Below are 20,689 nucleotides of genomic sequence, written 5' to 3'. Positions count from 1 at the left end.
GGTTATGCTGCTTGAGGCAGGCGTTTATTCAACTTATCGAGTGCAAACTTGGTTAGGTTGTACGCAAGTATACTGAGTTGGAAGTCGACGTTGGCTCGGACACCGCGGTGACGTGTTCGTTTCAATCCATAGTAACCCTTGAGATAGGCAAAGACACGCTCGACAGCCGTTCGCTTTTTGTACAGTTCTTTAAACCCTTTGCTGCCTCTTGCCGGATAGGTGTGCTTACGCACGTCCGTTTCGATCCGAATTTTAAACACCTTTTGGCAGCCGGATTCCGCAAACGGACATTCCTTGCACTCGCTTGGACGGGTATACCGAAGTGTCTCATACTTGGGATCAAAGCTGTCGTACCGATAGGCGTGGCCTTCTTTGCAAACCGGACCATAATCAAGATTCATCCCTTCCGGCGGAGCCGTATGGTGGATGATATCAATGATCGGGTAAGCTTGGAGCGAACGAATCAACTCGTAAATGGGCGTGCTGTCGTAGCCTTTGTCCCCCAACCCATATTTCACCTTCAGCATGGGAAACTTAAGTGGAAGACCTTTGAGCAACAGTACAGCCATGCGTTGGTCGTTCAAATGAGCCGAGCTCAGTACCCCGCTGAGCACATACTGACTATCGGTATCCACTACGATGTTGGCTTTATAGCCATACCAGGTGGTGAGCTTGCCTTTCGAATTTTTCTTGGTGCAACGCGAAGCAGACCTGGGCATCGCTTCAAACAGCTCGTCGTAGGTGAAGGGCAACATGTTTTCTATTTTCTTTTCGAAAGGGGGCAGGCTCGCCTCGTATGCTTCCCGTTCTTTACGGCGGCGCTCCTTTTCTTCGGCCGAGCAATTTCCACGCCCGTAAACCGGCTTTGTCGGCTTCGTGGGTTCGGTCTCAGACACGGGGAGAACGGGCTCCATTTCGAGCTGTTGCACCGAAGATTCCTTCTTTTGCTTCTGTTTCCTTGCGGCTCGGCGTTTGGCAGCAGATTCTCCATATTGGCAGTCCCACGCTTCAACCGCCGAGGAATCGACGGCGATATGAGCTCCCGTTAAGAAACCCTCGGCATGAGCGGCTCTCACCAAACGGTCCAGCACCTGTTCGAGCAGACCCTTTTGCTGCAGCGCCAGATTCAGCCGAGAGTAGGTCGATTCGCTTGGTATACGGTCCGAGCCGGTGAACCGGCATTGGATGCGAAACTCCTCGCTGCTTTCCAGACGTTTTATGATGGAAGAGACGAATTCTATACCCTCCATCTTTGCGATGAGCAGCGAATATACCATGGCTGGATAATTTAATTCTTCCTTACGCCCGCGACGTTTTGGTTTGCTGAGTGCCTGCATGACTGGGGCAAGATCCAAATGCTCGAAGATTTGGCTGTACTTATCTTCGGGGCGCATTTCCATTAATTCCTCGAAGGAAAACAACTCCGTTTGGCGAATTGAATAGATAGGGATTACCTCCGTTTCTCTTTCTCGAGTTTGGTTTGGTCACTATTACTTCGAGATTTGGGGAGGTACTCCTTTTTCTATGCCCAAAAAATCCAGTTATATCAAGCGTTTTGAATTATGAAATTGACTCAATAATTATATTGATACGAAATATTAATTTTCAAAAGGAAGCACTAGGCTATACATAATATTAAATGCTTTTTTAAGGAACATCCAGAAAAATACATCAAGGTTTTGCTTTTTCCAAATTAACGTGGTTACCCAAAGCCAACCTTTCGTGGAACCTGCACACCTTATTGTGCGTAAAAAGATTAAGAAATTTTTTATCCCCGATAAGGAGGTTCCTATTGATAGTACTTATTATAGTAGCCGCGGTGCTTGTTTTGAGTGCTGTGTCCTTTGGGCTGCTGGTATTCTACGCCAAGCGGAAAGACGAGCGCAAAACGGAAGCGGATGTCCTGCAGTTTCTGGCGGCTCATCCGGAGCTCGCCTCAATGTATGTCATGGAAAATGATCGGGTACTGATCGATTATCAGTCCGATGTCAAGCGGCCGCTGGCCAGCGTGCTCAAAATCATATTGGCCATAGAGTTGGCCGAACAGGCGGCGGAGGGGCGCATCGATATGAATGAAGCCGTGCCTCTTGATTCGCTTCGCCGCTTCTATATTCCGGGAACGGATGGAGGCGCGCACCCAAGCTGGCTGGACGCGCTGGGTCCTGCCGTAACCGCAGACGGCACGGTTTCCTTGATGGAAGCTGCCAAAGGCATGATCCACTACAGCTCCAATGCCAATACGGAATATTTCATGGAGAGGCTTGGCCTGGACAACATCAACGCCCGCATCCAAAAACTCGCCCTGTCCCGGCACGATCCGATATTTCCAGTCTCTTCGGCCATGCTGATGTACGGGTATATGACCAAATACGAGCATATGCCGCACAGGCAGGCGGAGCAAGCGATGAAAGGGTTGACGGACCAGGAATACGCCGCCAAAGCGCAGCTCATTTTCGATTGGATCCGGCAAAACCCGGAGTCGATTCCGTCGCTGCACGACCGCAGCACCCCTATACCGGTTCAGCGGATCTGGTCATCCAAACTGCCGGGCGCCACGGTCAAAGAATATGCCGTCCTGCTGCAAAACATCCAGAAAGGCGAATCGCTTTCCCCGGAAGCGGCCCGGATCGCCAGGGAGATCATGGAACGTAAGCCAAAGCCGGAATCCAGGTACATAACTATCGGGTCCAAGGGCGGCTCAAGCCTGAGCATTATGAATCAGACCTTATATTGCGAAGACAAACAAGGCAACCGGATTCAGCTGGCCCTGTTCATTCACGAACCCCAGGGGCTGGAAATCATGTGGCTGGGCAAGAAGCTGGACTTGTTTTTGCAAAAATACTTAACCGACGATCATTTTAAGCAGCAGGTCATCCAAACCCTTGGCGGCGCCGGTTAAGCAAAAAAAAGAGCAGGACTCCCCACGGAATCCTGCTTTGTTTACTTTATTTTATCCCTTCCTGGACTTCCTTCAGCATTTCCGGCATGGACAGCAGCCCGCCCCCGGAGAGGTACCAATAGTTCGCGTCAAGGTAAATGATCTTGCCGTTTCTGTAAGCGTTCGTTTTCTTCACCAGATCGTTTTCGACCAGTTTGGCGGCCGGTTCGGCCTGTTTGTCCTCCTCGGCAACAACGGCGTCGCGGTCTACAACGAACAGGTAATCCGGGTTTTTCTCGGCGACGTATTCGAAGGAGATGCTTTGACCGTGCGTCGAAGCTTCGATCGTGTCGTCCACCGCGGGCACGCCGAACACGTCATGAATCAAGCCGAACCGCGAGCCCGGACCATAAGCGCTCACTTTGCCGCCGGTCGTCAGGATGACGAGCCCTTTCTTACCGCCGGCCGCCGCCGTTTCTTTGACCGCTTGAATCGAATCGCTGATCGCCGCCAGCTCCTGCTCGGCTTCGGCTTCCTTGCCGAAAATCCGTCCCAGCGTTTTCACGTTCTCCGTAAACGATTCGAGGTAGTTTTTCGTATCGACGCCCATAAAGATCGTCGGGGCGATTTTGTTAAGCTCCTCGTACGCTTCCGAAGACCGGCCGGAAATGAAGATCACCCCGGGCTCAAGCGCGTTCAGCTTCTCGAAATCCGGCTCGAACAGCGTGCCGGCGTTCGTGTATTTGGCGTCTTCGTATTTTTTCAAATGCGCCGGCAAGTTCCCCTGCGGCACCGCCGCTGCCTCCACGCCCAGCTTATCCAGCGTTTCCAGTACGCCGTAGTCAAAAACGACGACATTGCCCGGGTTTTTCTTGACTTTGGCTTCCCCCAGCTGATGTTTGATCGACAGTTCCTCCGCCTCCGACCCAATTGCATCGGCGCTCGCCGGTTCGGCGGTATTCGTACTCCCCGCGCTGGCTCCGGCATTCGTCCCGGAGGCCGCATTGCCACCGTTCCCCGCCGCGCTTCCGCCTTGATTCGAGCCGCAAGCCGCGAGGATTGCCACCAAAAAGACCATCATCAACAACATTGAAATTTTCCGATTCATCGTTCATTCCCCCTCAAATATGTTCAAATGTGCTAAAGCCGGCCCGATGCCGAAGCCTTCGCACGTTAGCCCGCAAAATATACGCAAATCCGGTTTCCGCCGATGTTTTCGATCGGAATATCCATCTCGTACACTTCCCGCAAAACCGCGGGATCGATGATCTCATCCTTCATCCCTTCCCTGACCACGACCCCGTTTTTTAAAGCCACGATGTAATCGGAGTAGCAGGAGGCGAAATTGAGATCGTGGATCACCAGAACGACCGTTTTGCCGAGTTCATCCGTAAGCCGGCGCAGCACTTTCATGATCTGTACCGAATGTTTCATATCCAGGTTGTTGAGCGGCTCGTCGAGCAGCACGTATTCCGTGTCCTGGGCGATAACCATGGCGATAAAAGCCCGCTGCTTTTGTCCGCCGCTGAGTTCATCCAAATATTTGTGCTGCATCGGCGCCAGGTCCATATACTGAATCGCTTCGTCCACGTACCGTTGGTCCTCCTTCGTCAGCTTCCCTTGCGAATAAGGAAAACGCCCGAATGCCACCAGGTCGCGGACCGTAAGCCGCAGGTTGATATGATTGGACTGCTTTAAAATGGAGATTTTTTGCGCCAGCTCCCTGCTGTTCCAGCTGCCGATTTCCTTGCCGCTAATGATGATTTCGCCTTCGTCCTTGGCGATCAAACGGCTGACCATCGACATCAGCGTGCTTTTGCCGGCGCCGTTCGGGCCGATGAAAGACGTGATCTTTCCCTCCGCGATGTCGAGCGTTACGTTGTCGACCACTTTTTTGCCGCCGTATCGTTTGGATACTCCCCTGACCTTAATCACGACTTATTCTCCTTTAGCATTAAATAGATGAAGTAAACGCCGCCGATAAAGTTGATGATTACGCTTAGCGAGGTGGAGAACGTAAACACTCGTTCAACGAGCAGCTGTCCGCCGAGCAGGGCGATGAAGCTGATCAGGGAAGCGCCGAGGATCAACGTCTGGTGGCGGTAGGTGTCCAGAAACTGATAGGCGACGTTGGCGACCAGCAGGCCAAGGAACGTGATCGGCCCGACCAATGCCGTGGAGATCGAAATCAGGACCGCCACGACGATCAGCATTCTTTTGACGACAAATTCGTAACTGATTCCCAGATTCACCGCGTGATCGCGTCCCAAAGCAAGCACATCGAGATACTTGGAAAATCGGGCGAAGTACCACCCCACCAGCAGCACGCCGGCCAGCGAGATCATTAGCAGATCCGTATCCACGTTGTTGAAGCTGGCGAACATTTTATCCTGGATAACGAGAAATTCGTTCGGATCGATCAGCTTTTGCAGAAACGACGACAGACTGGAAAAAAACGTCCCAAACACTAAGCCGATCAGCAGCAGGTGGTAGATGTTGCGCCCTTCCTTTCGGAACAGCAGGCGGTACAGCAGCCCCGCGAACAGCACCATGAACCCGACCGCCAGCAGAAAGCGCAGGTTTTTGCTCATTAGCGTCAGCGCCGTTCCGCCAAACAGAAAAACAATGAACGTCTGCAGCAGCATATAAAGCGAATCCAGCCCGATGATGCTCGGCGTCAGAATCCGGTTGTTCGTAATCGTTTGAAACACTACGGTGGAAAAAGCAACCGCCGTTCCGGTAAGAAGGATCGCAAGCAGCTTTTTGCCGCGTCTCGGCAGTATGTAATCCCAATGTCCGCCCACGTCGATCGTCATAAACACGACCACGAGCAGAATGCCGATTCCGACGAGAATCGCAAGTTTCGTTTTATGGCTTAGGCTCATAGGCGTTTCTCCTCATCAGCAAATACAGGAAGATGCCGCTCCCGATCACCCCGACGGTTAGACCGATCGAAACCTCATACGGATAAATGATGACCCTTCCCAAAATGTCGCAAGCCAGCACAAAGACCGCCCCCAGCAACGCCGTGTGGGGCAGATTGTTTTTCAGGTTATCGCCCCGGTACATCGTAACGAGGTTCGGAATAATCAACCCGAGAAAAGGGATCGACCCTACCGTCAGCACGACGACCGAAGTCACCAGCGCCACCAGCATCAGACCGAGATTGACGACCCGCTTGTAATTCAGCCCCAGATTCACGGAAAACTCCTCGCCCATCCCGGCGACCGTAAATTTGTTAGCGTACCCATAAGCCGCCGCGACCAGCGGAACGCTGATGTACAGCAGCTCGTAACGCCCCTGCATGATCATCGAGAAATCGCCGTGCAGCCAGGCGGACATGCTTTGAATCAAATTGTATTTATAGGCAAAAAACGTCGTTGCCGAGCTGACGATTCCGCCAAACATCAAGCCGACCAGCGGAATGAAAATCGTATCCTTATATTTCACGCGATCCAGGATTTGCATAAAAATATAAGTGCCCGCGAGCGAGCAGACGAAGGCAACGGCGATTTTCGCCAGCGGCCCCGCCGCCGAAAACAGCAGCAGCGAGATCATGATTCCGAAGCTGGCGGAATCCATCGTGCCCGCCGTCGTCGGGGACACGAATTTGTTGCGGGTCAACTGCTGCATGATCAGCCCGACGATGCTCATGCTGACCCCGGCGATGATGATGCTGACGAGCCGGGGAATCCGGCTAATGCGGAAAATCTCCCACTGCTCGGCGTCCAGACGGAGCAGGCCCGGCAGGGAGATGCCCTTGACTCCGATAAACAAGGAGACCAGGGATAAGACAATCAACATTGCTGTTAAATATCTTGTTTTCATAATTCGTCCTTGCTTCCCTTCCTCTGGCCGGGAGGAAGTTCAAGTTTGACCACTGCCGGCAGGACATTTTTGATAATGATATTCATTATCAATTAAATTGAATTATATCGTCTCATTTTCCGGACTGTCAACCCTAACGTGATGAAAGTCTCCCAAACGGGGCATAGTATCACGGGAAGCATAATCTTTAATAAAGGAGTCGACGCAAGCTTATGGAAAATCTGCACGAATTCGTAGAAAAGGTGCATGATCAGCAGGAAAAACAGGAGAAAAACAAACAACGCGGCAAAGGCAATCCCGCCGGCCAACTGCCGACGAAACAGCACGGCACGCAGAAGTAAGGATCCCTCCCGATTGAAGAGCTATTTAAAAAGCCGCCCACACTACGCTGTGCAGCGGCTTTCTTGCAGCTTTGGAGGAATTATGATAGCGTTCGTGTCCTGGTATCCCTGCATGCTGCTTTGCACGATTATTCCTTTTGTTCAGGGGGAGAGGGTGGGGGCAATCACGGTCCTTTCATTTTCCCGGTGTCTTGCCCCATTCCTCCCGTCAGGTCTGCTTCACTTCTCCTAGACCTCCTTCTCACAAATCTGTCTAACGATCACGAAAAGGTCTGCTTCTCCCAAACCTATTTTCTTCTCCTGAACTTCCCCTCCTCTCTGCTTCCGGATCAAATGGGATAATCGTGCAAAGTGTCCGGACAGCGGATATTGATCTGCCGATATTTCTTGCCACGATCGCTTACCGGCCCTTCCTGTCAAACGCTGATTATTAGGTTGAGCCGCAATTTCCATTGAAAAATTAATGCTAATTTCTTATAGTAGGATTAGGAAAATTATTCCATACTACCTAACACATAATTATGGGGGGATAGCAATGGGCAACTGGGGAAAACAAGAAAAGGATAAGTATGAAGAGTATAAACGCAAGCCTTTCATTAATTTTGCTGATTCGATGAATCGTCTGAAATCGGTGATTGGAACGCCTTAGCAAAGGGCGGTTGTTTGACCACCATTGTCATCATTGTAGGACTTCTTCTTTTCTTAAACTTTAGATAGATTGATACAAAAAAAGAGATAGCACCTTCCGCTTAATCAAAGGCCTACCTCTTTTTGTCTTCAACCCGGCAAAAGCTGCTTTCAAGCCAGAGGTGATCCTTAGTTCTTGTCGTTTCCGCTAATATACTCATCCAGCGGCCCCACGCCCGTCGTGCTGTGGTTTTTGATTTGGGCGAGGCGTCCGTTGCGGCGTTCTCCGCCGTCTCCGGTCGTATCATTTTGTCCGTTGCTGCTGCCGTTGCCGGCTTGCCGCCCGCGGTTTTTCTCGTTTGCCAAGTGAGTACCCTCCTATTCATCCGAATTACTCGTTTCTAGCGTTAGCGTGTCTTTTATTGGCTGTTTTTATACTCTGACTGGACCTAAGTCCAGTTCACAACTTCCCCAGAGTCCGAAGAACCTGGCGGCGATTTTATTGTATGCTGTAGGTAATGAATACATAGGCAAAGGAGACCTTGGTATGAATTTGAATAAAAAATCATTAATCGGGCCGGCGCTTGTGCTGATCGGCATTTGTCTGCTCTTTTTCCGCAAGGAAGCGGTCAGCGCGGGCACGATCTTCGGCCAGTTCTGGCCAACCTTGTTCGTCATTCCGGTCGGACTGTTTTTCCACTGGATGTACTTCTCGATGACGGACCGGAGAGCAACGGGGCTGCTTATTCCCGGCGGCATTTTGTTCACGGCAGGCCTCGTCTGCCAGCTTGCCACCCTCTTTGACAGCTGGCAATACCTGTGGCCCGGCTTCATTTTGGCTCCGGCCGTCGGCCTGTTCGAGTTCTACTGGTTCGGCGACCGCAACAGATATCTGCTCATTCCAATCAACATTTTGACCGTGCTGTCGCTGCTGTTTTTTGCCGTCTTTTCGCTCGGCAACTTGTATAACCGCCTGATCTTCGGCCAACCGGTGCTGGCGATCGCGCTCATCGCCATCGGCGCCGGCGTGATGCTCGCTCCAAAAAGACGGCTGTAAACAAAAGCTGATCCGCTTTCCGCACAGGACGCTTCTTCCGAACCACTCGGGGGAAGCGTTTGTTCGCTTTCGGCGGTACCAGTAGACGATTCTGGAAATAACGTTAGCATGATGGAAGGGCGCTATTTCAGCGATATCCCCCATGTTGCGTGAAATAGCGGAATTTTATGGCGCTATTTTCACAATTTAGTGGCGTAAGGCCGCCTTTCGACCTGTTCATCGAAAAATAGGACCCAAAAGTTCCCCTATGGTGATGAATAGGCTCAAATTCGGAAAATAAGACCTTAGGTATTACCTATACCTACCGGACGCGTTCGGTTTCGTTCCGCCTGTCACCGTAAAACCGGTAAGCGCCCGTTGTTCCCCGCTTGGCGTCATACATCGTGGCGTCCGCCTGCCGGAGCATCTCCTCCAGGCTGCTGCCGCCGTCCGGGGAGAAGCTGACGCCGACGCTGGCCGAGATACCGAGCCGAACGCCCCGGTACTCGCAGCCTTCGGACAGGTTGGCCAGAATCCGCTCCACCACTTTCAAGACGCCATCGGTGTCCAGATGGGTCAGCAGGATGACAAATTCATCGCCGCCCATACGGCAAACCATATCGTTTTCGCGGATCAGGGAGGACAATTTGACGGCAATTTGTTTCAGCAGATGATCTCCGGCCTCATGTCCGTATGTATCATTAACGTCCTTGAAATTGTTCAGATCAAGGAACAGCAGCGCCAGGGGATAGTCCCCTTTGCTCACGCATTCCGCAAACTTCTCCCCGAACTTTGTCCGGTTGGGCAGGCCGGTAAGTTCATCATGGTACGCCAGATAATGAACCGTTTCCTCCAGCTGTTTCCGATCCGTAACTTCGATAATGATCCCCTCCAGACGAACGAGATGGCCCATGGCATTAAAATAAGGCGTGCCCCGGCTTTGAATCCATCTCACCTCGCCGTCCGGCCGCAGAATCCGGCATTCCTTCACCGAGCTTGTCCGGCCGAGAATCATTTCCTGTTGGGACTCGAAAAACATGTGCTGATCCTCCGGATGAATCATATCCGTGACCCGCTCCGGGGACTGCTCAAATAAACTGGCGGGATACCCGGTTATCTGTTCAAATCCGTCGGAAACCGTCAGCTTCATCTCGCCAAAATCATAGGTCCAAATGCCAACGGAGACACTTTCAAGGATCGCCTTGAGCCGTCCTTCGCTGTGCTCCGCCCGATCTGACAATTTTCTGGTAATCATGGTAGTAATGAGGGAAAACGTCAGAATGAGCACTCCGTATGCGGCGATGTAAGCCGTATCGGACACGTTGGTACTCTCGGCAAACATCGTATTTTGCAGCTTGTAGAAGAAGTACACCCCCGAGGACAAATAAAGCGCGCCCGCCAGCGCCACGGCCGTGTAATTTTGATAAAACAGGCTCAGCAGCGGCAGCAGTCCAAGAAAGATATAACTAGTAAAAGAACGCTCGTTCCATATTACAACGAAAAGATAGATAAACAGCAGAAAGATCGCAAGCAGCATCGTGGCCGTCGGCCAGCGCCCGTTCCAAACGAAGCCGGCCAAAATGAGCAGCAGGACGAAGCCAAGCAGCGGCTGCACCGCCATGGCGTTCCGGTTGATCAATATGTTCATGAACAGGCCTGCCGCAAAGAAACAACCCAGCAGCACCAGCATCCATACGTTTTTTTGATGAATCAGTTTGGCATCTCTACTCATTTCTACCACCTTTTTGCTTTGCAGTCAGCAGCAGACTTCGCTGGGAATTTTGCGTGGGTATAAAGAACTATGCCTAAGGAATTATTATACTACAAAGTATAAAATGTGGAATACGTTAATTTTATGCAGCGGCATCGCGTTTCCGTTTTTAATCGAGAAGAACTAAAAAAACGCGGGTCCAGAGGGTTAAGATTCCCCGCAACCCGCGTCATGGGTTTTTGTTCCTAAGGGATAAACTGTTGAACGATCCGCACCACTTGCCCGCCTTCGATGGTAAGGTGGTACGGAAACCGGCTTAAATCGATCAAATCGTTGTCGCCAAACAGCCGGCCGAACTTCTCCAGGCTTACCGGCTCGTTCCATTTGACTTGAATGTCCTCGATCCGCCCGGTTCGATCGTAAATCTGCATCAGCACTTCGGCATTTTTCGCTACCGGATACTCCACCGTCTCTTTGACGTCATTCACGATGTAGTAACCGTCCGGCGGTCCGTCAATCCCCGCGTCCGGCTCATGCACGGCGAACGCGGCCGCCGCCTCTTCCCCCTCGTACCAAAGAATCGGATCTGCGGCGAGGGTACCGCCCCGGGGGCCCAGTTCGAGCCGGTTCACATACACGGTAACCGTATGAGGTCCCTGCACGGGTCCGGAAACTGCCTGCGTTCCGGGCATCAAGGAACCGGATGCGGCAAACGGGGGCAACGCAACGATCAACAACAAAGGAAGCACTGCTACAAACCAATTTCTCATGTTTCGGGTCCGCCTTTCCCTGTCAGCACAAATTCAGCATTCAAGCTTACTAATATGCCTTACACCTTCATTATATGACGGCTGCTGCGAAAAAGGGTCACAGCAAAGTTAAAACGGGTTACAAATTGTTTAAAGTGCTTCGTATGCAGCCTCTTAAACGCAAAAAGCTGCCCGCAGGACCATTCTAAGATGATCCCGCGGGCAGACCTGGGTCACTCCGGCGTAAGGCCAAGGATTAAGAGCCCTGCTTCGCCCCGGAGCCGTGTGCTTCCGCCGGCGCTTGCGTCCGGCGCAAAAACAAACCGAGAATGAGGGCGATGACGCCGACAAACATCGAGATGGTAAAAGCACTGTGCAGACCGCTGACCAAAGCCTGGGCCAGCTCCCCCGGGTCCTTCGGATTGGCGGAAGAAGCCAGATAACGGGCCTGGCCGGAGGAATAGATGCTGATGAACAGCGCCGTACCGATCGCCCCGGATACCTGCTGGAGCGTGTTCATGATCGCGGTCCCGTGCGGATACAGCTGGCGCGGCAGCTGGTTCAGTCCGGTCGTTTGGCCCGGCATCATCACCAGCGAGATGCCAACGAGCAGCGCGATGTGCAGCCCGATGACGACCCCGGTGGAGGTGGTCGTTTCCAGCCCGCGCATAAACCAAAGCGTAATGATGACGATGAGCAACCCCGGCGTGATCAGCGCGCGCGGCCCGAATTTATCGAACAGCTTGCCCGCCACCGGAGACATCAGGCCATTGATCACCCCGCCCGGCAGCAGCACGAGTCCGGCGACGAACGGCGCCAGCAGCAGCGCCCCCTGCAGATACATCGGCAGCAGGATCAGCGTGGAGAACAACGTCATCATCATCACCGTCAGCAGCGCGGCGGACAACGCGAACATCGGATATTTAAAGACACGGACATCGAGCGTCGGCTCGGCGACGACCAGCTGGCGCCATACAAATAAGGCAAGTGCTACGAATCCGACAATCAGGCAGATGTAGACGATAGGGCTCGACCAGCCTTCGCCTTCCCCGGCGTGGCTGAAGCCGTAAACGATACCGCCGAAGCCGGCCGTAGACAGCAGAATGGAAATCAGATCCACCCGCGGCTTCGTGGGCTCGGAAACATTCCGCAGATAAACGGCCCCAAACAGGATGGAAAACAGGGCCAGCGGCACGACCAAAAAGAACAGCCAGCGCCAGTTCAGGGCGTCCAGAATCAGGCCGGACAGCGTCGGACCGATCGCCGGGCCGAACATGATGACGAGACCGATGGTGCCCATGGCCGCTCCTCTTTTTTCGGGAGGGTAAATCGTCAGGATCGTGTTCATCATCACCGGCAGCAGCAGGCCCGTACCAATGGCCTGAATCACCCGCCCGAACAGCAGCATCCCGAAATTCGGGGAAATCCCGCAAACGACGGTACCGATTAGAAACAAAATCATTGCGGACAAAAACATTTGCCTCGTCGTAAACCACTGAATCAACAGCGCCGTAATCGGCACGAGGATCCCGATCACCAGCATATATGAGGTCGACAGCCATTGTATCGTAGAAGCTCCAACCCCGAGCTCATGCATTAAATCCGTATAAGCCACGTTCAGAAGGGTTTCATTCAAAATGGACACAAAGGCCCCGATGATCAAGGCGATCGTTATCGGCAGCCGCCTAATCCCTTCTACACTGGCCTCCTTGACAGCGCTAAGCGTTGTTGTATTCATTTTTTTCGGTTACCTCCATACTATCCGGAATTGGATTGTTCTCTTTTTATTTTTTATATATAAACAAGGAGGGTCCAAGATCATTTGTATGTTTCCAGGGCCTTCCTTGGGGTGTGAGCGCCTTTCATCTTTTGTTGAAACCGTTTTTCTAGACCGTTCTATATATAAAATTTAAAGTATTACCAATGCATTTGTCACTGTCCTTTTTTAGCCAATCCATTACACCTTTCGTTCATTACGCCTGGAGCAGGCGCGGCACCAGTTTGGCAGCCGTTCGTAGCGGGGCGCTGTCCCGCTGGGTCATGCACATGATCATGGAGCCTTCGATCAGCGCATTGATCGACACGGCGATCTCCTTCGCTTCTTCAGGAGCGTATCCGCAGGCGACGAATTTGTTTTCAAATTCGGCAATCCAGGCGTTATATACGCCGCAGCAGGCTTTCCGGATGTTCTCGTTGCTTCCCGCCGTTTCATGGGCGATGACGCCAAGCGGAATGCCGAGCTCCGCGTTCTTGCGATCGACCTGTTCGGCAAGCACCATAAGCAGCTCCTGAACCGCTTGGGTGGCATCCGCCTTCGAATCCAGAACCGAACGCAGGTTGGCCAGCGTAACGTTTTTTGTATGGCTTACGGCTTCGCAGGCAAGCTGTTCCTTGCCCTCCGGGAAGTGGTAATAGAGCGATCCTTTGGGTGTGCCGCTCAGCTGCGTGATCTGATTCAGCCCGGTGGCGTTATATCCCTGGTTCTGCAGCAGTTTTGCCGTCGTTTCGATCAGTATTTGACGGGTGTGATTGCGGGTAGACATCCAACATCATGTACCTTTCATTCTAAGATTAGACCAATCGGTCTACATCATAAACGATAACCGAGGGGAGTGTCAACTCCCCAATGGCAGGTACATTTCATATTGACGCAAACTTTCCCGGACAAACCCGGTCCGCTCCAAAAAACCTTCCAGCAGCGCATTGCTCGGGGTGGACGCGGTTAATTTGGCGATCCCCAGCTCATCGCGGGCGGCGGCCAGCAAGCAGGTGGCGATCCCTCTGCCGCGATAACGGCGATCCACCAGCAGCATGCTGATTTTGCCGGACACGTTTACGCTCAGGCACCCCGCCAGCTCATCGTTTTGACTGATGCCGAAGTACGCGTTTCCCTCGCTAAGCTGCTGGTATTCCAGGTCATTTTGCCAGTTCACGTGAAAATATCTGCGCGCGTCAACCGCCTCGGAAAACTCCTCAAACGCCAGCCGCCGCAAGCGGCAGCCCTCCGGGACCGGCGGAGAGCCAAGCCTGGCCGCATCGGTCAGCGTATAATAGTGCTGGTCGTAAACTTTACGGTACCCCCGTTTTTGGTAAAAAGAGATTGCCCTGTCGTTCCCGACGATGACTTCAAGAAAAAGCTGGCGGCACCCCGCCTTTTCCGCCTCCTCGCGGTGCAGGTCCATCAGCTTGCCGCTTACGCCTGTCCCCCGGTATTCCGGGCTTACGGCCAGCGCCCCGCAGCGCATCGTTTTGACCGATTCGTACATTTTGACGCCGCCCAGAACGATCCCAACGGCCTTCTCCCCGTCCAGCGCGACGAAGGAATGCTCTCTCCGGTTCCCCTCCGGGCCAAAAAATTTGGCCGCAAAGCCGGGTTCGTCCAGCTTGAATTGAATAATATAGTCCGAAAAACCGCGCCGAAAAGCGGCGAACAATACATCCGTCCCCACTTCGGAGCCTCTGGCATAACGAAGCATTTCACACCTCCGAAAATCTACTCTCCATACACGCGCGGGCCTGCTATTTGCCTAAACAAAAGACAGCCGATCGTTCGACTGCCTTTTGCATATTATGAAAACCGCGGATTACCAAGCGTACGCTTTCGGAGCCTCCCCGCCCGGGCCCGGAAAAATTTCGTCGATCGCCTTCAGCGTATCTTCGCTCAGCTCCACATCGACGACGCGCAGCGTCTCCTCGAACTGCTGCAGCGTACGCGGCCCGATAATCGGCGCCGTGACGGCCGGATTGGCCAATGTCCAGGCCAAGGCCACCGTGGCTGCGGATTCGCCCAGCTCTTTGCACAGGCTGTTGAACCGCTCCAGCTGCGGGCGCAGCTTCTCGACCCGTTCGGCCTGCTTCTCGGTGCGGGATCCCGGCTGCGGGTTGAGATTGCCGCCGAGTATGCCCCCGTCCAGCGGGCTCCAGGGGATTACGCCGATGCCCAACTCTCCGGCCGCGGGCAGCACTTCCAGCTCCGGCAGCCGGCATAGCAGGCTGTATTTGTGCTGCTCGGAGACGAGTCCCAGCGCCCCGTGCGCCTTGGCTTCATACTGAGCCTTGACCAAATCCCGGGCGGCAAAGTTGCTCGAGCCGACATAGCCGATTTCCCCCTGTTTCTGCGCGATGTCAAAAGCGTTCCAAAGCTCATCCCACGTGACGTTGCGGTCGATATGATGCATTTGGTACAGTTCGATATGATCCGTACCGAGCCGCCGCAAAGAAGCCTCCAGATGGCGGCGGATTTTATAAGCCGACAACCCGGCCTCTCCGTTCGGGCCGTCCAGAGGATCGTCCATCGGGCCGTACACCTTGGTGGCCAGCACCACTTTCTCGCGGCGGCCTCCGCCCTGCGCGAACCAGCGGCCGATGATTTCCTCGGTCCGCCCGCGGTGTTCGGGGCCGCCGTACACATTGGCCGTATCAAAAAAATTGACCCCGGCATCAAGGGCCGCGTCCATAATTTTGAACGCCTCCTGCTCCTCCGTCGCCGGCCCGAAATTCATCGTGCCCAGGCAAAGACGGCTGACCTTCAACCCGGTTCTTCCCAAACTGGCATACTTCATGACTACAACCTCCTTAAGCGTTTTGGTAGCATGACTCTAACGGACATGTTTGCACAAAACCTTTCTAGGTGTATGAAGTCCATACCCATTATATACCATAGTCCGAACCGGTAAAAAGCTCGAGTTTCTGTTGTGATACCCTTCGGTGCTTGTTATCGGCAACCCTTGCCTTTCCAAAAAATAGCGGTAATTTTTGGCCCTATCCGCACCTTTTCGCCTCATTTTCGGGCCTTAGCGGAATTTTTTGTCTCTATTTCTAGAGTGACCTTCCTTTCTGCCGCCTCTCAACAGGCAGTTGCAAAAGTTAGCGACATAAAATTCCGCTATTCGTGCCACTTTCGCATGTCCGGTCAAAATAACGCCCTTTTTTACCGCTATTTCGGCGTACGGCCCCGTTTATTCGCTTTCCCTGCGCACCGGCGCTTAAGTCCCTCCGCCTGCCCCTGGCCTGTCCCTGGATTTTTCCCTTCTGCTTGTCCCGGCTTAAACTCGCTCGTTTCCGCCAGCTTAAGTCCTTCCGCCGATTGCCCCGGCTCGGATTCCACGTAATGCTTGAGCATGGACAGCTTGTTCTCCCAGAAGCGTTCGTAGTAATCAAGCCAGCGCTTCAGCTCCAGCAGCGGGTCGGCGTCCAGCCGGTAGCGCGTCTCGCGTCCTACCTTGCGCTCGTGGACAAGCCCCGCCTCCGCCAACACGCGCAGATGCTTGGAGACCGCCGTGCGGCTCATCGGGAAGCGGCCGCTGATGTCCTTGAGCGGCAGCTCCCGGTCGCCGAGCAAACGCAGCATTTCCCGGCGCGTCGGATCGGCGATCGCTTGAAACACGTCATGCTTCGCGGCAGCGCTCTCCATCGTTACGCTCCGACGTAAGCGGCCAGCTTCTGAACCAGTCCGGCCCAGCCTTGGTCCATCCGGCCGCGCACCAGCCCGTGGGCTTCGCCGAATTCGGTCACTTGTTCCGCGCTCCAGCCGCCGTGGATCAGGGTGAATTCCGTCCGATCGCCCTGCTCCTTCAGTTCAAACGTCAGCGTCCAGTCCTTGCCCCAGTTAAACGACAGGCGATGCGGCGGATCCACCAGCGTTACTTTGCAGGGCGAGTTGCCGAAAGGCCCGGCGTTAAGATGGAACTCGAAGCCTTCGACCGGCTGAAAATCGTTGGGCATAAACCAGGCGGCAATCCCTTCCGAGGTGGCCACCGCCTCCAATACCCGGGAGATCGGCGCGTTCAGCATAATTGTATGGCGGATATCCGGCAGTGCTCCGCTTCCGCCGGTTTGATGATGCGGGTTGTTGGTTTGATCCATGATGTTCGTCCTTTCGCGATTTGTTTTATGAAACCAAAAGGTTTCTCAATATCATTTTAAGCAACCGTTTGGTTTCATGTCAATACTGCGGAGTTACTATAAGCTGTTCTGTTTTAATTTGTCCATTTCTTCTAATGTCATGGCGTTGCATTGCTTAAGGAAATCAAGAATGATCCGGCTTTCCTGTTCATTATAACGAGTTACCAGTTCCTGAGTGGCCTTTAGCGCGGAATCGAACAGAGACGAAATCAGCTCCGATTTTTCGGAAACGGCTTTGACCAGCACCTTTCTCCGGTCGTTCGGGTCTTTGTCTCTGGTCGCAAATCCCGCTTGCTCCAGGCGATCGATTACACTTGTAACCGCTCCGGTGGTCAACCCCGTTAATTCGGCCAGACGCCCTGCGGTTACAGGGCCGGCTTTCAGCAAATAATCCAGGCATTTGTGATCGGTCGCATTCAAGCCGATCTTTTCAGAAATCGTCTGATGCAGCATCACGGCCCGGGTCCCGTTTTCGCGCAATTCCAGAACAATTTCCTGTTGCAGCGGCGTCAGGTTCGGCCATGGCCGATAATTATCGCTTGACATAAAGAAACCTCCTATATATGATTAATTTATCTTGATTAATTAAGATAATTATTTAATTAAGATTTCATCATGGTTAAGATTTTATTCGGCAACAGTATATCACAGCTCCAAAGTTTAACCAATCGATGATCAAACCTTAATGGAAAGGACAGGATCAAGTATGGAAAATCGGGAAAAAGACCTAGACGCAATCAGAGAACTCTTTACAGCGCTTAACGAGGCGTGGAACGACGGCGACGGGACCGCATACGGGGAATGCTTCACGGAAGACGCCGATTATGTTACTTTTATAGGCCAGCATATAAAAGGCAGAAAGCAAATTGCCGAAGTTCACCATTGGTTGTTTAACGGTCCGCTTCGCGGGTCAAAAATGGAATCCAACTTTACATCCGATCTTCAACCTCGTTATATTACGCCGGATGTCGCCGTTGTCCACGGGATCGGGGAAGTTAAGCTGGGCGATCCCGAACAGGATCCTAACGACAGAGGCTCCATCAATACGAATGTTATCGTTAGACAGGCTGATAAATGGCTCATTGCCGCCTTCCATAATTGCCGCATCCAGGAGATGCCGTCAGGACCGCGTTCATGATAAAGCAAATAAGAAAAACGCCTAACGGCGTCCTTTAGCGGCTCTGACTTTTACTTGGGAGCGAATAGGAGGGCTCTTCTTAAACTTTGGGCGCTGCTCTAACGGACACCAGCGACCTTATCCGCCCATTTCCCGGATATTTAATTTTATAAATTCTAGCTATAATGTCAAAAAGCAACACAGCGCCGGTTTTCCGGCGCTGTGTTGCTAGTATTCAACCAGTCTCAAAAGGCCTGCCTGAACACGACTTCGGTTCTGTTTCTGCGGATCAATTTTCTTCGTTTCTGTTACACATAATCCTTAGGTCTATCGTTTCGGGTGAATTTCAAACAGGCGCGCCGATTTCACACTCGCCAAGGTCACTTGCAGTTCGCCCCGCTCGGCGTCCCAGCTCCACGAGCAGTCGAACCCTTGCGGGTAAGCGCAGCGGATGTCAAGCTGCTCGCCCCGCAGCGCCGGAAGCGGAAGCGTCCGGGTCGGCGAAGCTCCGCCAATCCGCCACACGGCCAAATAAACCGAGCCGCCGCGGCGCAGCCCCAGGCTGATCCACTCGTCCTGCTGCTTCGGCAGCCCAAGCGGCCAGAACGGCAGCGCCTCCGGAATGTCCTTGCGGATCGTTTTGTAGTAATCCAGCGCTTCCTTCACAAGCTCCCGCCGGCGCGGACTCAGCTCGGCCAGATGCCCGCTTTGGTGGACCCGCAGCAGCAGCGCGTTCACCATGTTGAACACGACCTCTTCATCGTCGCCTTCCCGCAGCGGGTAGGACCAGATCGCCGACTGCTCCGGCGTCAGCGCCGAAGGCGAAGCGGCGGCAATGGCCGCGTAATTGACGTAGTTTTCCTGATCGCTCGTCGACTGAATGCTGTGGCGGCTGAGCATCGCATAGTCCATTCGCATCCCGCCGCTTGAGCAGTTTTCGATCACGAGGTCCGGGTACCGGGCAAAAATACCGTCCAGCCAAGCCAGATAAGCGCGGTTGTGCTGAAGCAGGCCGTCGCCGAAGCTGTCCGCGTCCGTCTCCGTGCCGATCCCGGCGTTGATGTTATAGTCCATCTTGATATAGCCTACCCCGTAATCCTCCACCAGGCGGCGGATCACTTCGTTCGCATGGGCGACCACCCGCGGGTTCCGGTAATCGAGCTGATAGCGGCTGCGGTCCTTGACTCTCCGCCCGTGGCGCATGAAAAACCAGCTGTCATCGGTGCCGGCCAGCTTCGGACTGTTGATGCCCATCACCTCCAGTTCAAGCCACAGCCCCGGAACCATCCCTTTGCCGCGAATGTAATCGAGCACGTATTTGATGCCTTCCGGGAACCGTTCCGGCGACGGCATCCATTCACCCACGCCGTCCCACCATTCGCCCGCCGCATACCAGCCGGCATCGATGCAGAAATACTCGCAGCCTGCTTCGGCCGCGGCGTCGATGAGCGGCAATAGCTTGGCCGTCGTCGGCGAACCCCAGAGACAGTTCATGTAATCGTTGAAAATTATCCGCAAATCGCGGTTGTCCGCGTTCGGGCGGCGAATCCGGCGGCGGTACGCGGTCAGCTGCCCGATCGCCTCTTCGAACCCGCCGAGCGCGGCGCCCACCGCGACGGGGACGCTGACGAACTCCTCGCCCGGCGCGAGCGAAATCCACCAATGATTATCGTGTTCCGTCGGCCCGCTCAGGAGAAGGGTGAGGAAGTCGTTCTGATCGATGATCTCCCAATGCCAGGAGCCGTTATGCTCGATCTGCCAAAACAGGCTGCTTCCGGCTTCCCGGTTCTCCAGCACGGCCATCGGGATATGCTCCGCAGCCGACCACGAACCGGTATTGCTGCAGGAAACCCGCTTGGAGCTGCGGTCCGTCAAATGCGACATACCCAGCTCCGGCAGGCTGTACGTGCGCCACTGCAGCTCGCTTTGCCAGCCGCTGTGCGGAATGTACAGCGCCATTTTGTCGTCGCGGTCAAGCGCGCCTTCCTTATCGAGACCGGTTAAGGCGAAGGAGGAAACGTATTCTACGCCCAACTCTTCCGTTCCCTCGTTGCTCAGCGTTACCCAAGCCTTGACAGTCTGAAGACCGTCGTAGAATTGAAAATGCTGCACCGCCCGCAGCGACGTGTCCGGATCGCGCAGCACGATCTCCAGCTTGCGGCCGGCCTTATTGCGTATATCGGCATGAGCCTCGTAGCGCATGCGCAGCCCCGGGAACGTGGCCCGGTGCGTCCGCCCGTGATATTCCGCGCGGTCCTCGCCCGTCAGCTGCAGCTCCATCAGCCGGAAGCCCGGCTTTTGCCCGTTTGAAATCGCGCCTTCCCGCAGCTCGCCCGTACCAAAGTGAAACAGCCGCACATCTTGCTCCGGCGTAACCTCCAGCACCAGGTGAAGTCCGTTTTCCTGAACATGAATAAGTTGGGACATAAGAATAAGCAGCCTCCCTATTAAAAAATCGCTGAACTTGCAGACCCTTGTTGATTGATTTCGTGAACCCG

The 20,689-nt window shown here is 53.8% G+C and carries 19 protein-coding genes and 1 pseudogene; 4 read left to right on the top strand and 16 right to left on the bottom strand.

Features of this window, described 5'->3' with window-relative positions; translation table 11 throughout:
• Positions 1-2: 2 nt before the first annotated feature.
• The gene (locus DYE26_RS25805; protein ID WP_155621591.1) at positions 3-1,400 is read right to left on the bottom strand and encodes a transposase; all 1,398 of its coding nucleotides are present in this window, start codon (positions 1,398-1,400) and stop codon (positions 3-5) included.
• 392 nt (positions 1,401-1,792) lie between these two features.
• Between DYE26_RS25805 and DYE26_RS25800 the strand changes: the two genes are divergently transcribed.
• The gene (locus DYE26_RS25800) at positions 1,793-2,899 is read left to right on the top strand and encodes a serine hydrolase (protein WP_127463483.1); all 1,107 of its coding nucleotides are present in this window, start codon (positions 1,793-1,795) and stop codon (positions 2,897-2,899) included.
• A gap of 46 nt (positions 2,900-2,945) precedes the next feature.
• On the opposite strand, the gene DYE26_RS25795 is transcribed toward DYE26_RS25800, so the two are convergent.
• From DYE26_RS25795 to DYE26_RS25780, 4 genes are all read right to left on the bottom strand, one after another.
• The gene (locus DYE26_RS25795) at positions 2,946-3,986 is read right to left on the bottom strand and encodes a siderophore ABC transporter substrate-binding protein (protein WP_036619094.1); all 1,041 of its coding nucleotides are present in this window, start codon (positions 3,984-3,986) and stop codon (positions 2,946-2,948) included.
• A gap of 65 nt (positions 3,987-4,051) precedes the next feature.
• Positions 4,052-4,813 (bottom strand): iron ABC transporter ATP-binding protein, encoded by a 762-nt coding sequence (locus tag DYE26_RS25790; protein ID WP_036619092.1) that lies wholly within the window; start codon positions 4,811-4,813, stop codon positions 4,052-4,054.
• Positions 4,810-5,763 (bottom strand): iron chelate uptake ABC transporter family permease subunit, encoded by a 954-nt coding sequence (locus DYE26_RS25785; RefSeq protein WP_036619090.1) that lies wholly within the window; start codon positions 5,761-5,763, stop codon positions 4,810-4,812. Before DYE26_RS25785 ends, DYE26_RS25790 begins: the two co-directional genes overlap by 4 nt.
• Positions 5,747-6,706 carry an ABC transporter permease gene (locus DYE26_RS25780; protein ID WP_036619089.1) on the bottom strand — a complete coding sequence of 320 codons (960 nt, stop codon included), beginning with the start codon at positions 6,704-6,706 and terminating at the stop codon, positions 5,747-5,749. Before DYE26_RS25780 ends, DYE26_RS25785 begins: the two co-directional genes overlap by 17 nt.
• A gap of 212 nt (positions 6,707-6,918) precedes the next feature.
• On the opposite strand from DYE26_RS25780, the gene DYE26_RS25775 reads away from it, so the two are divergent.
• Positions 6,919-7,047, top strand: coding sequence for a DUF4023 family protein (locus tag DYE26_RS25775; RefSeq protein ID WP_036619087.1), 129 nt, complete (start codon positions 6,919-6,921; stop codon positions 7,045-7,047).
• A gap of 816 nt (positions 7,048-7,863) precedes the next feature.
• On the opposite strand, the gene DYE26_RS33640 is transcribed toward DYE26_RS25775, so the two are convergent.
• On the bottom strand, positions 7,864-8,040 hold the full coding sequence (locus DYE26_RS33640) for a hypothetical protein (RefSeq protein WP_164815302.1): 177 nt from the start codon (positions 8,038-8,040) through the stop codon (positions 7,864-7,866).
• Positions 8,041-8,221: 181 nt separating this feature from the next.
• On the opposite strand from DYE26_RS33640, the gene DYE26_RS25765 reads away from it, so the two are divergent.
• Complete coding sequence (locus tag DYE26_RS25765; RefSeq protein WP_082207631.1) at positions 8,222-8,731, top strand: hypothetical protein; 510 nt, start codon at positions 8,222-8,224, stop codon at positions 8,729-8,731.
• A gap of 301 nt (positions 8,732-9,032) precedes the next feature.
• On the opposite strand, the gene DYE26_RS25760 is transcribed toward DYE26_RS25765, so the two are convergent.
• The 9 genes and pseudogenes from DYE26_RS25760 to DYE26_RS25720 form a co-directional block, all read right to left on the bottom strand.
• Positions 9,033-10,442 (bottom strand): sensor domain-containing diguanylate cyclase, encoded by a 1,410-nt coding sequence (locus DYE26_RS25760; protein ID WP_036619085.1) that lies wholly within the window; start codon positions 10,440-10,442, stop codon positions 9,033-9,035.
• Positions 10,443-10,666: 224 nt separating this feature from the next.
• Complete coding sequence (locus tag DYE26_RS25755; protein WP_063836292.1) at positions 10,667-11,191, bottom strand: hypothetical protein; 525 nt, start codon at positions 11,189-11,191, stop codon at positions 10,667-10,669.
• Between the two features lie 235 nt (positions 11,192-11,426).
• The gene (locus DYE26_RS25750; protein ID WP_036619083.1) at positions 11,427-12,908 is read right to left on the bottom strand and encodes an MDR family MFS transporter; all 1,482 of its coding nucleotides are present in this window, start codon (positions 12,906-12,908) and stop codon (positions 11,427-11,429) included.
• 235 nt (positions 12,909-13,143) lie between these two features.
• Positions 13,144-13,713 (bottom strand): TetR/AcrR family transcriptional regulator, encoded by a 570-nt coding sequence (locus DYE26_RS25745; protein ID WP_036619081.1) that lies wholly within the window; start codon positions 13,711-13,713, stop codon positions 13,144-13,146.
• Between the two features lie 72 nt (positions 13,714-13,785).
• Positions 13,786-14,646 carry a GNAT family N-acetyltransferase gene (locus DYE26_RS25740; RefSeq protein ID WP_036619079.1) on the bottom strand — a complete coding sequence of 287 codons (861 nt, stop codon included), beginning with the start codon at positions 14,644-14,646 and terminating at the stop codon, positions 13,786-13,788.
• A 108-nt stretch (positions 14,647-14,754) separates the two neighbouring features.
• Positions 14,755-15,732, bottom strand: coding sequence for an aldo/keto reductase (locus tag DYE26_RS25735; protein WP_036619077.1), 978 nt, complete (start codon positions 15,730-15,732; stop codon positions 14,755-14,757).
• 512 nt (positions 15,733-16,244) lie between these two features.
• Positions 16,245-16,583: pseudogene (locus tag DYE26_RS25730) on the bottom strand (ArsR/SmtB family transcription factor); the annotation flags it as partial.
• A 2-nt stretch (positions 16,584-16,585) separates the two neighbouring features.
• Complete coding sequence (locus tag DYE26_RS25725; protein ID WP_051985209.1) at positions 16,586-17,035, bottom strand: SRPBCC family protein; 450 nt, start codon at positions 17,033-17,035, stop codon at positions 16,586-16,588.
• 96 nt (positions 17,036-17,131) lie between these two features.
• A complete protein-coding gene (locus DYE26_RS25720; protein ID WP_036619075.1) occupies positions 17,132-17,620 on the bottom strand; it encodes a MarR family winged helix-turn-helix transcriptional regulator in 489 nt (162 codons plus the stop codon).
• Positions 17,621-17,780: 160 nt separating this feature from the next.
• On the opposite strand from DYE26_RS25720, the gene DYE26_RS25715 reads away from it, so the two are divergent.
• Positions 17,781-18,212: an SgcJ/EcaC family oxidoreductase gene (locus tag DYE26_RS25715; RefSeq protein WP_036619073.1), complete on the top strand. Its 432-nt coding sequence runs from the start codon at positions 17,781-17,783 to the stop codon at positions 18,210-18,212.
• Between the two features lie 306 nt (positions 18,213-18,518).
• Here DYE26_RS25715 and DYE26_RS25710 read toward each other — a convergent pair whose 3' ends face one another.
• Complete coding sequence (locus DYE26_RS25710) at positions 18,519-20,618, bottom strand: alpha-galactosidase (RefSeq protein ID WP_036619072.1); 2,100 nt, start codon at positions 20,616-20,618, stop codon at positions 18,519-18,521.
• Positions 20,619-20,689 lie beyond the last annotated feature (71 nt).

This window comes from Paenibacillus macerans, from assembly GCF_900454495.1.
In the GTDB taxonomy this organism is placed as follows: domain Bacteria; phylum Bacillota; class Bacilli; order Paenibacillales; family Paenibacillaceae; genus Fontibacillus; species Fontibacillus macerans.
This window is presented reverse-complemented; position numbering and strand designations above follow the sequence as displayed.

Bases quoted from the DNA above. Each gene is read 5' to 3' on its own strand.
- DYE26_RS25805 (WP_155621591.1), bottom strand. From the start codon at position 1,400: ATGGAAATGCGCCCCGAAGATAAGTACAGCCAAATCTTCGAGCATTTG.
- DYE26_RS25795 (WP_036619094.1), bottom strand. From the start codon at position 3,986: ATGAATCGGAAAATTTCAATGTTGTTGATGATGGTCTTTTTGGTGGCA.
- DYE26_RS25785 (WP_036619090.1), bottom strand. From the start codon at position 5,763: ATGAGCCTAAGCCATAAAACGAAACTTGCGATTCTCGTCGGAATCGGC.
- DYE26_RS25780 (WP_036619089.1), bottom strand. From the start codon at position 6,706: ATGAAAACAAGATATTTAACAGCAATGTTGATTGTCTTATCCCTGGTC.
- DYE26_RS25775 (WP_036619087.1), top strand. From the start codon at position 6,919: ATGGAAAATCTGCACGAATTCGTAGAAAAGGTGCATGATCAGCAGGAA.
- DYE26_RS25765 (WP_082207631.1), top strand. From the start codon at position 8,222: ATGAATTTGAATAAAAAATCATTAATCGGGCCGGCGCTTGTGCTGATC.
- DYE26_RS25760 (WP_036619085.1), bottom strand. From the start codon at position 10,442: ATGAGTAGAGATGCCAAACTGATTCATCAAAAAAACGTATGGATGCTG.
- DYE26_RS25755 (WP_063836292.1), bottom strand. From the start codon at position 11,191: ATGAGAAATTGGTTTGTAGCAGTGCTTCCTTTGTTGTTGATCGTTGCG.
- DYE26_RS25750 (WP_036619083.1), bottom strand. From the start codon at position 12,908: ATGAATACAACAACGCTTAGCGCTGTCAAGGAGGCCAGTGTAGAAGGG.
- DYE26_RS25745 (WP_036619081.1), bottom strand. From the start codon at position 13,713: ATGTCTACCCGCAATCACACCCGTCAAATACTGATCGAAACGACGGCA.
- DYE26_RS25740 (WP_036619079.1), bottom strand. From the start codon at position 14,646: ATGCTTCGTTATGCCAGAGGCTCCGAAGTGGGGACGGATGTATTGTTC.
- DYE26_RS25735 (WP_036619077.1), bottom strand. From the start codon at position 15,732: ATGAAGTATGCCAGTTTGGGAAGAACCGGGTTGAAGGTCAGCCGTCTT.
- DYE26_RS25725 (WP_051985209.1), bottom strand. From the start codon at position 17,035: ATGGATCAAACCAACAACCCGCATCATCAAACCGGCGGAAGCGGAGCA.
- DYE26_RS25720 (WP_036619075.1), bottom strand. From the start codon at position 17,620: ATGTCAAGCGATAATTATCGGCCATGGCCGAACCTGACGCCGCTGCAA.
- DYE26_RS25715 (WP_036619073.1), top strand. From the start codon at position 17,781: ATGGAAAATCGGGAAAAAGACCTAGACGCAATCAGAGAACTCTTTACA.
- DYE26_RS25710 (WP_036619072.1), bottom strand. From the start codon at position 20,618: ATGTCCCAACTTATTCATGTTCAGGAAAACGGACTTCACCTGGTGCTG.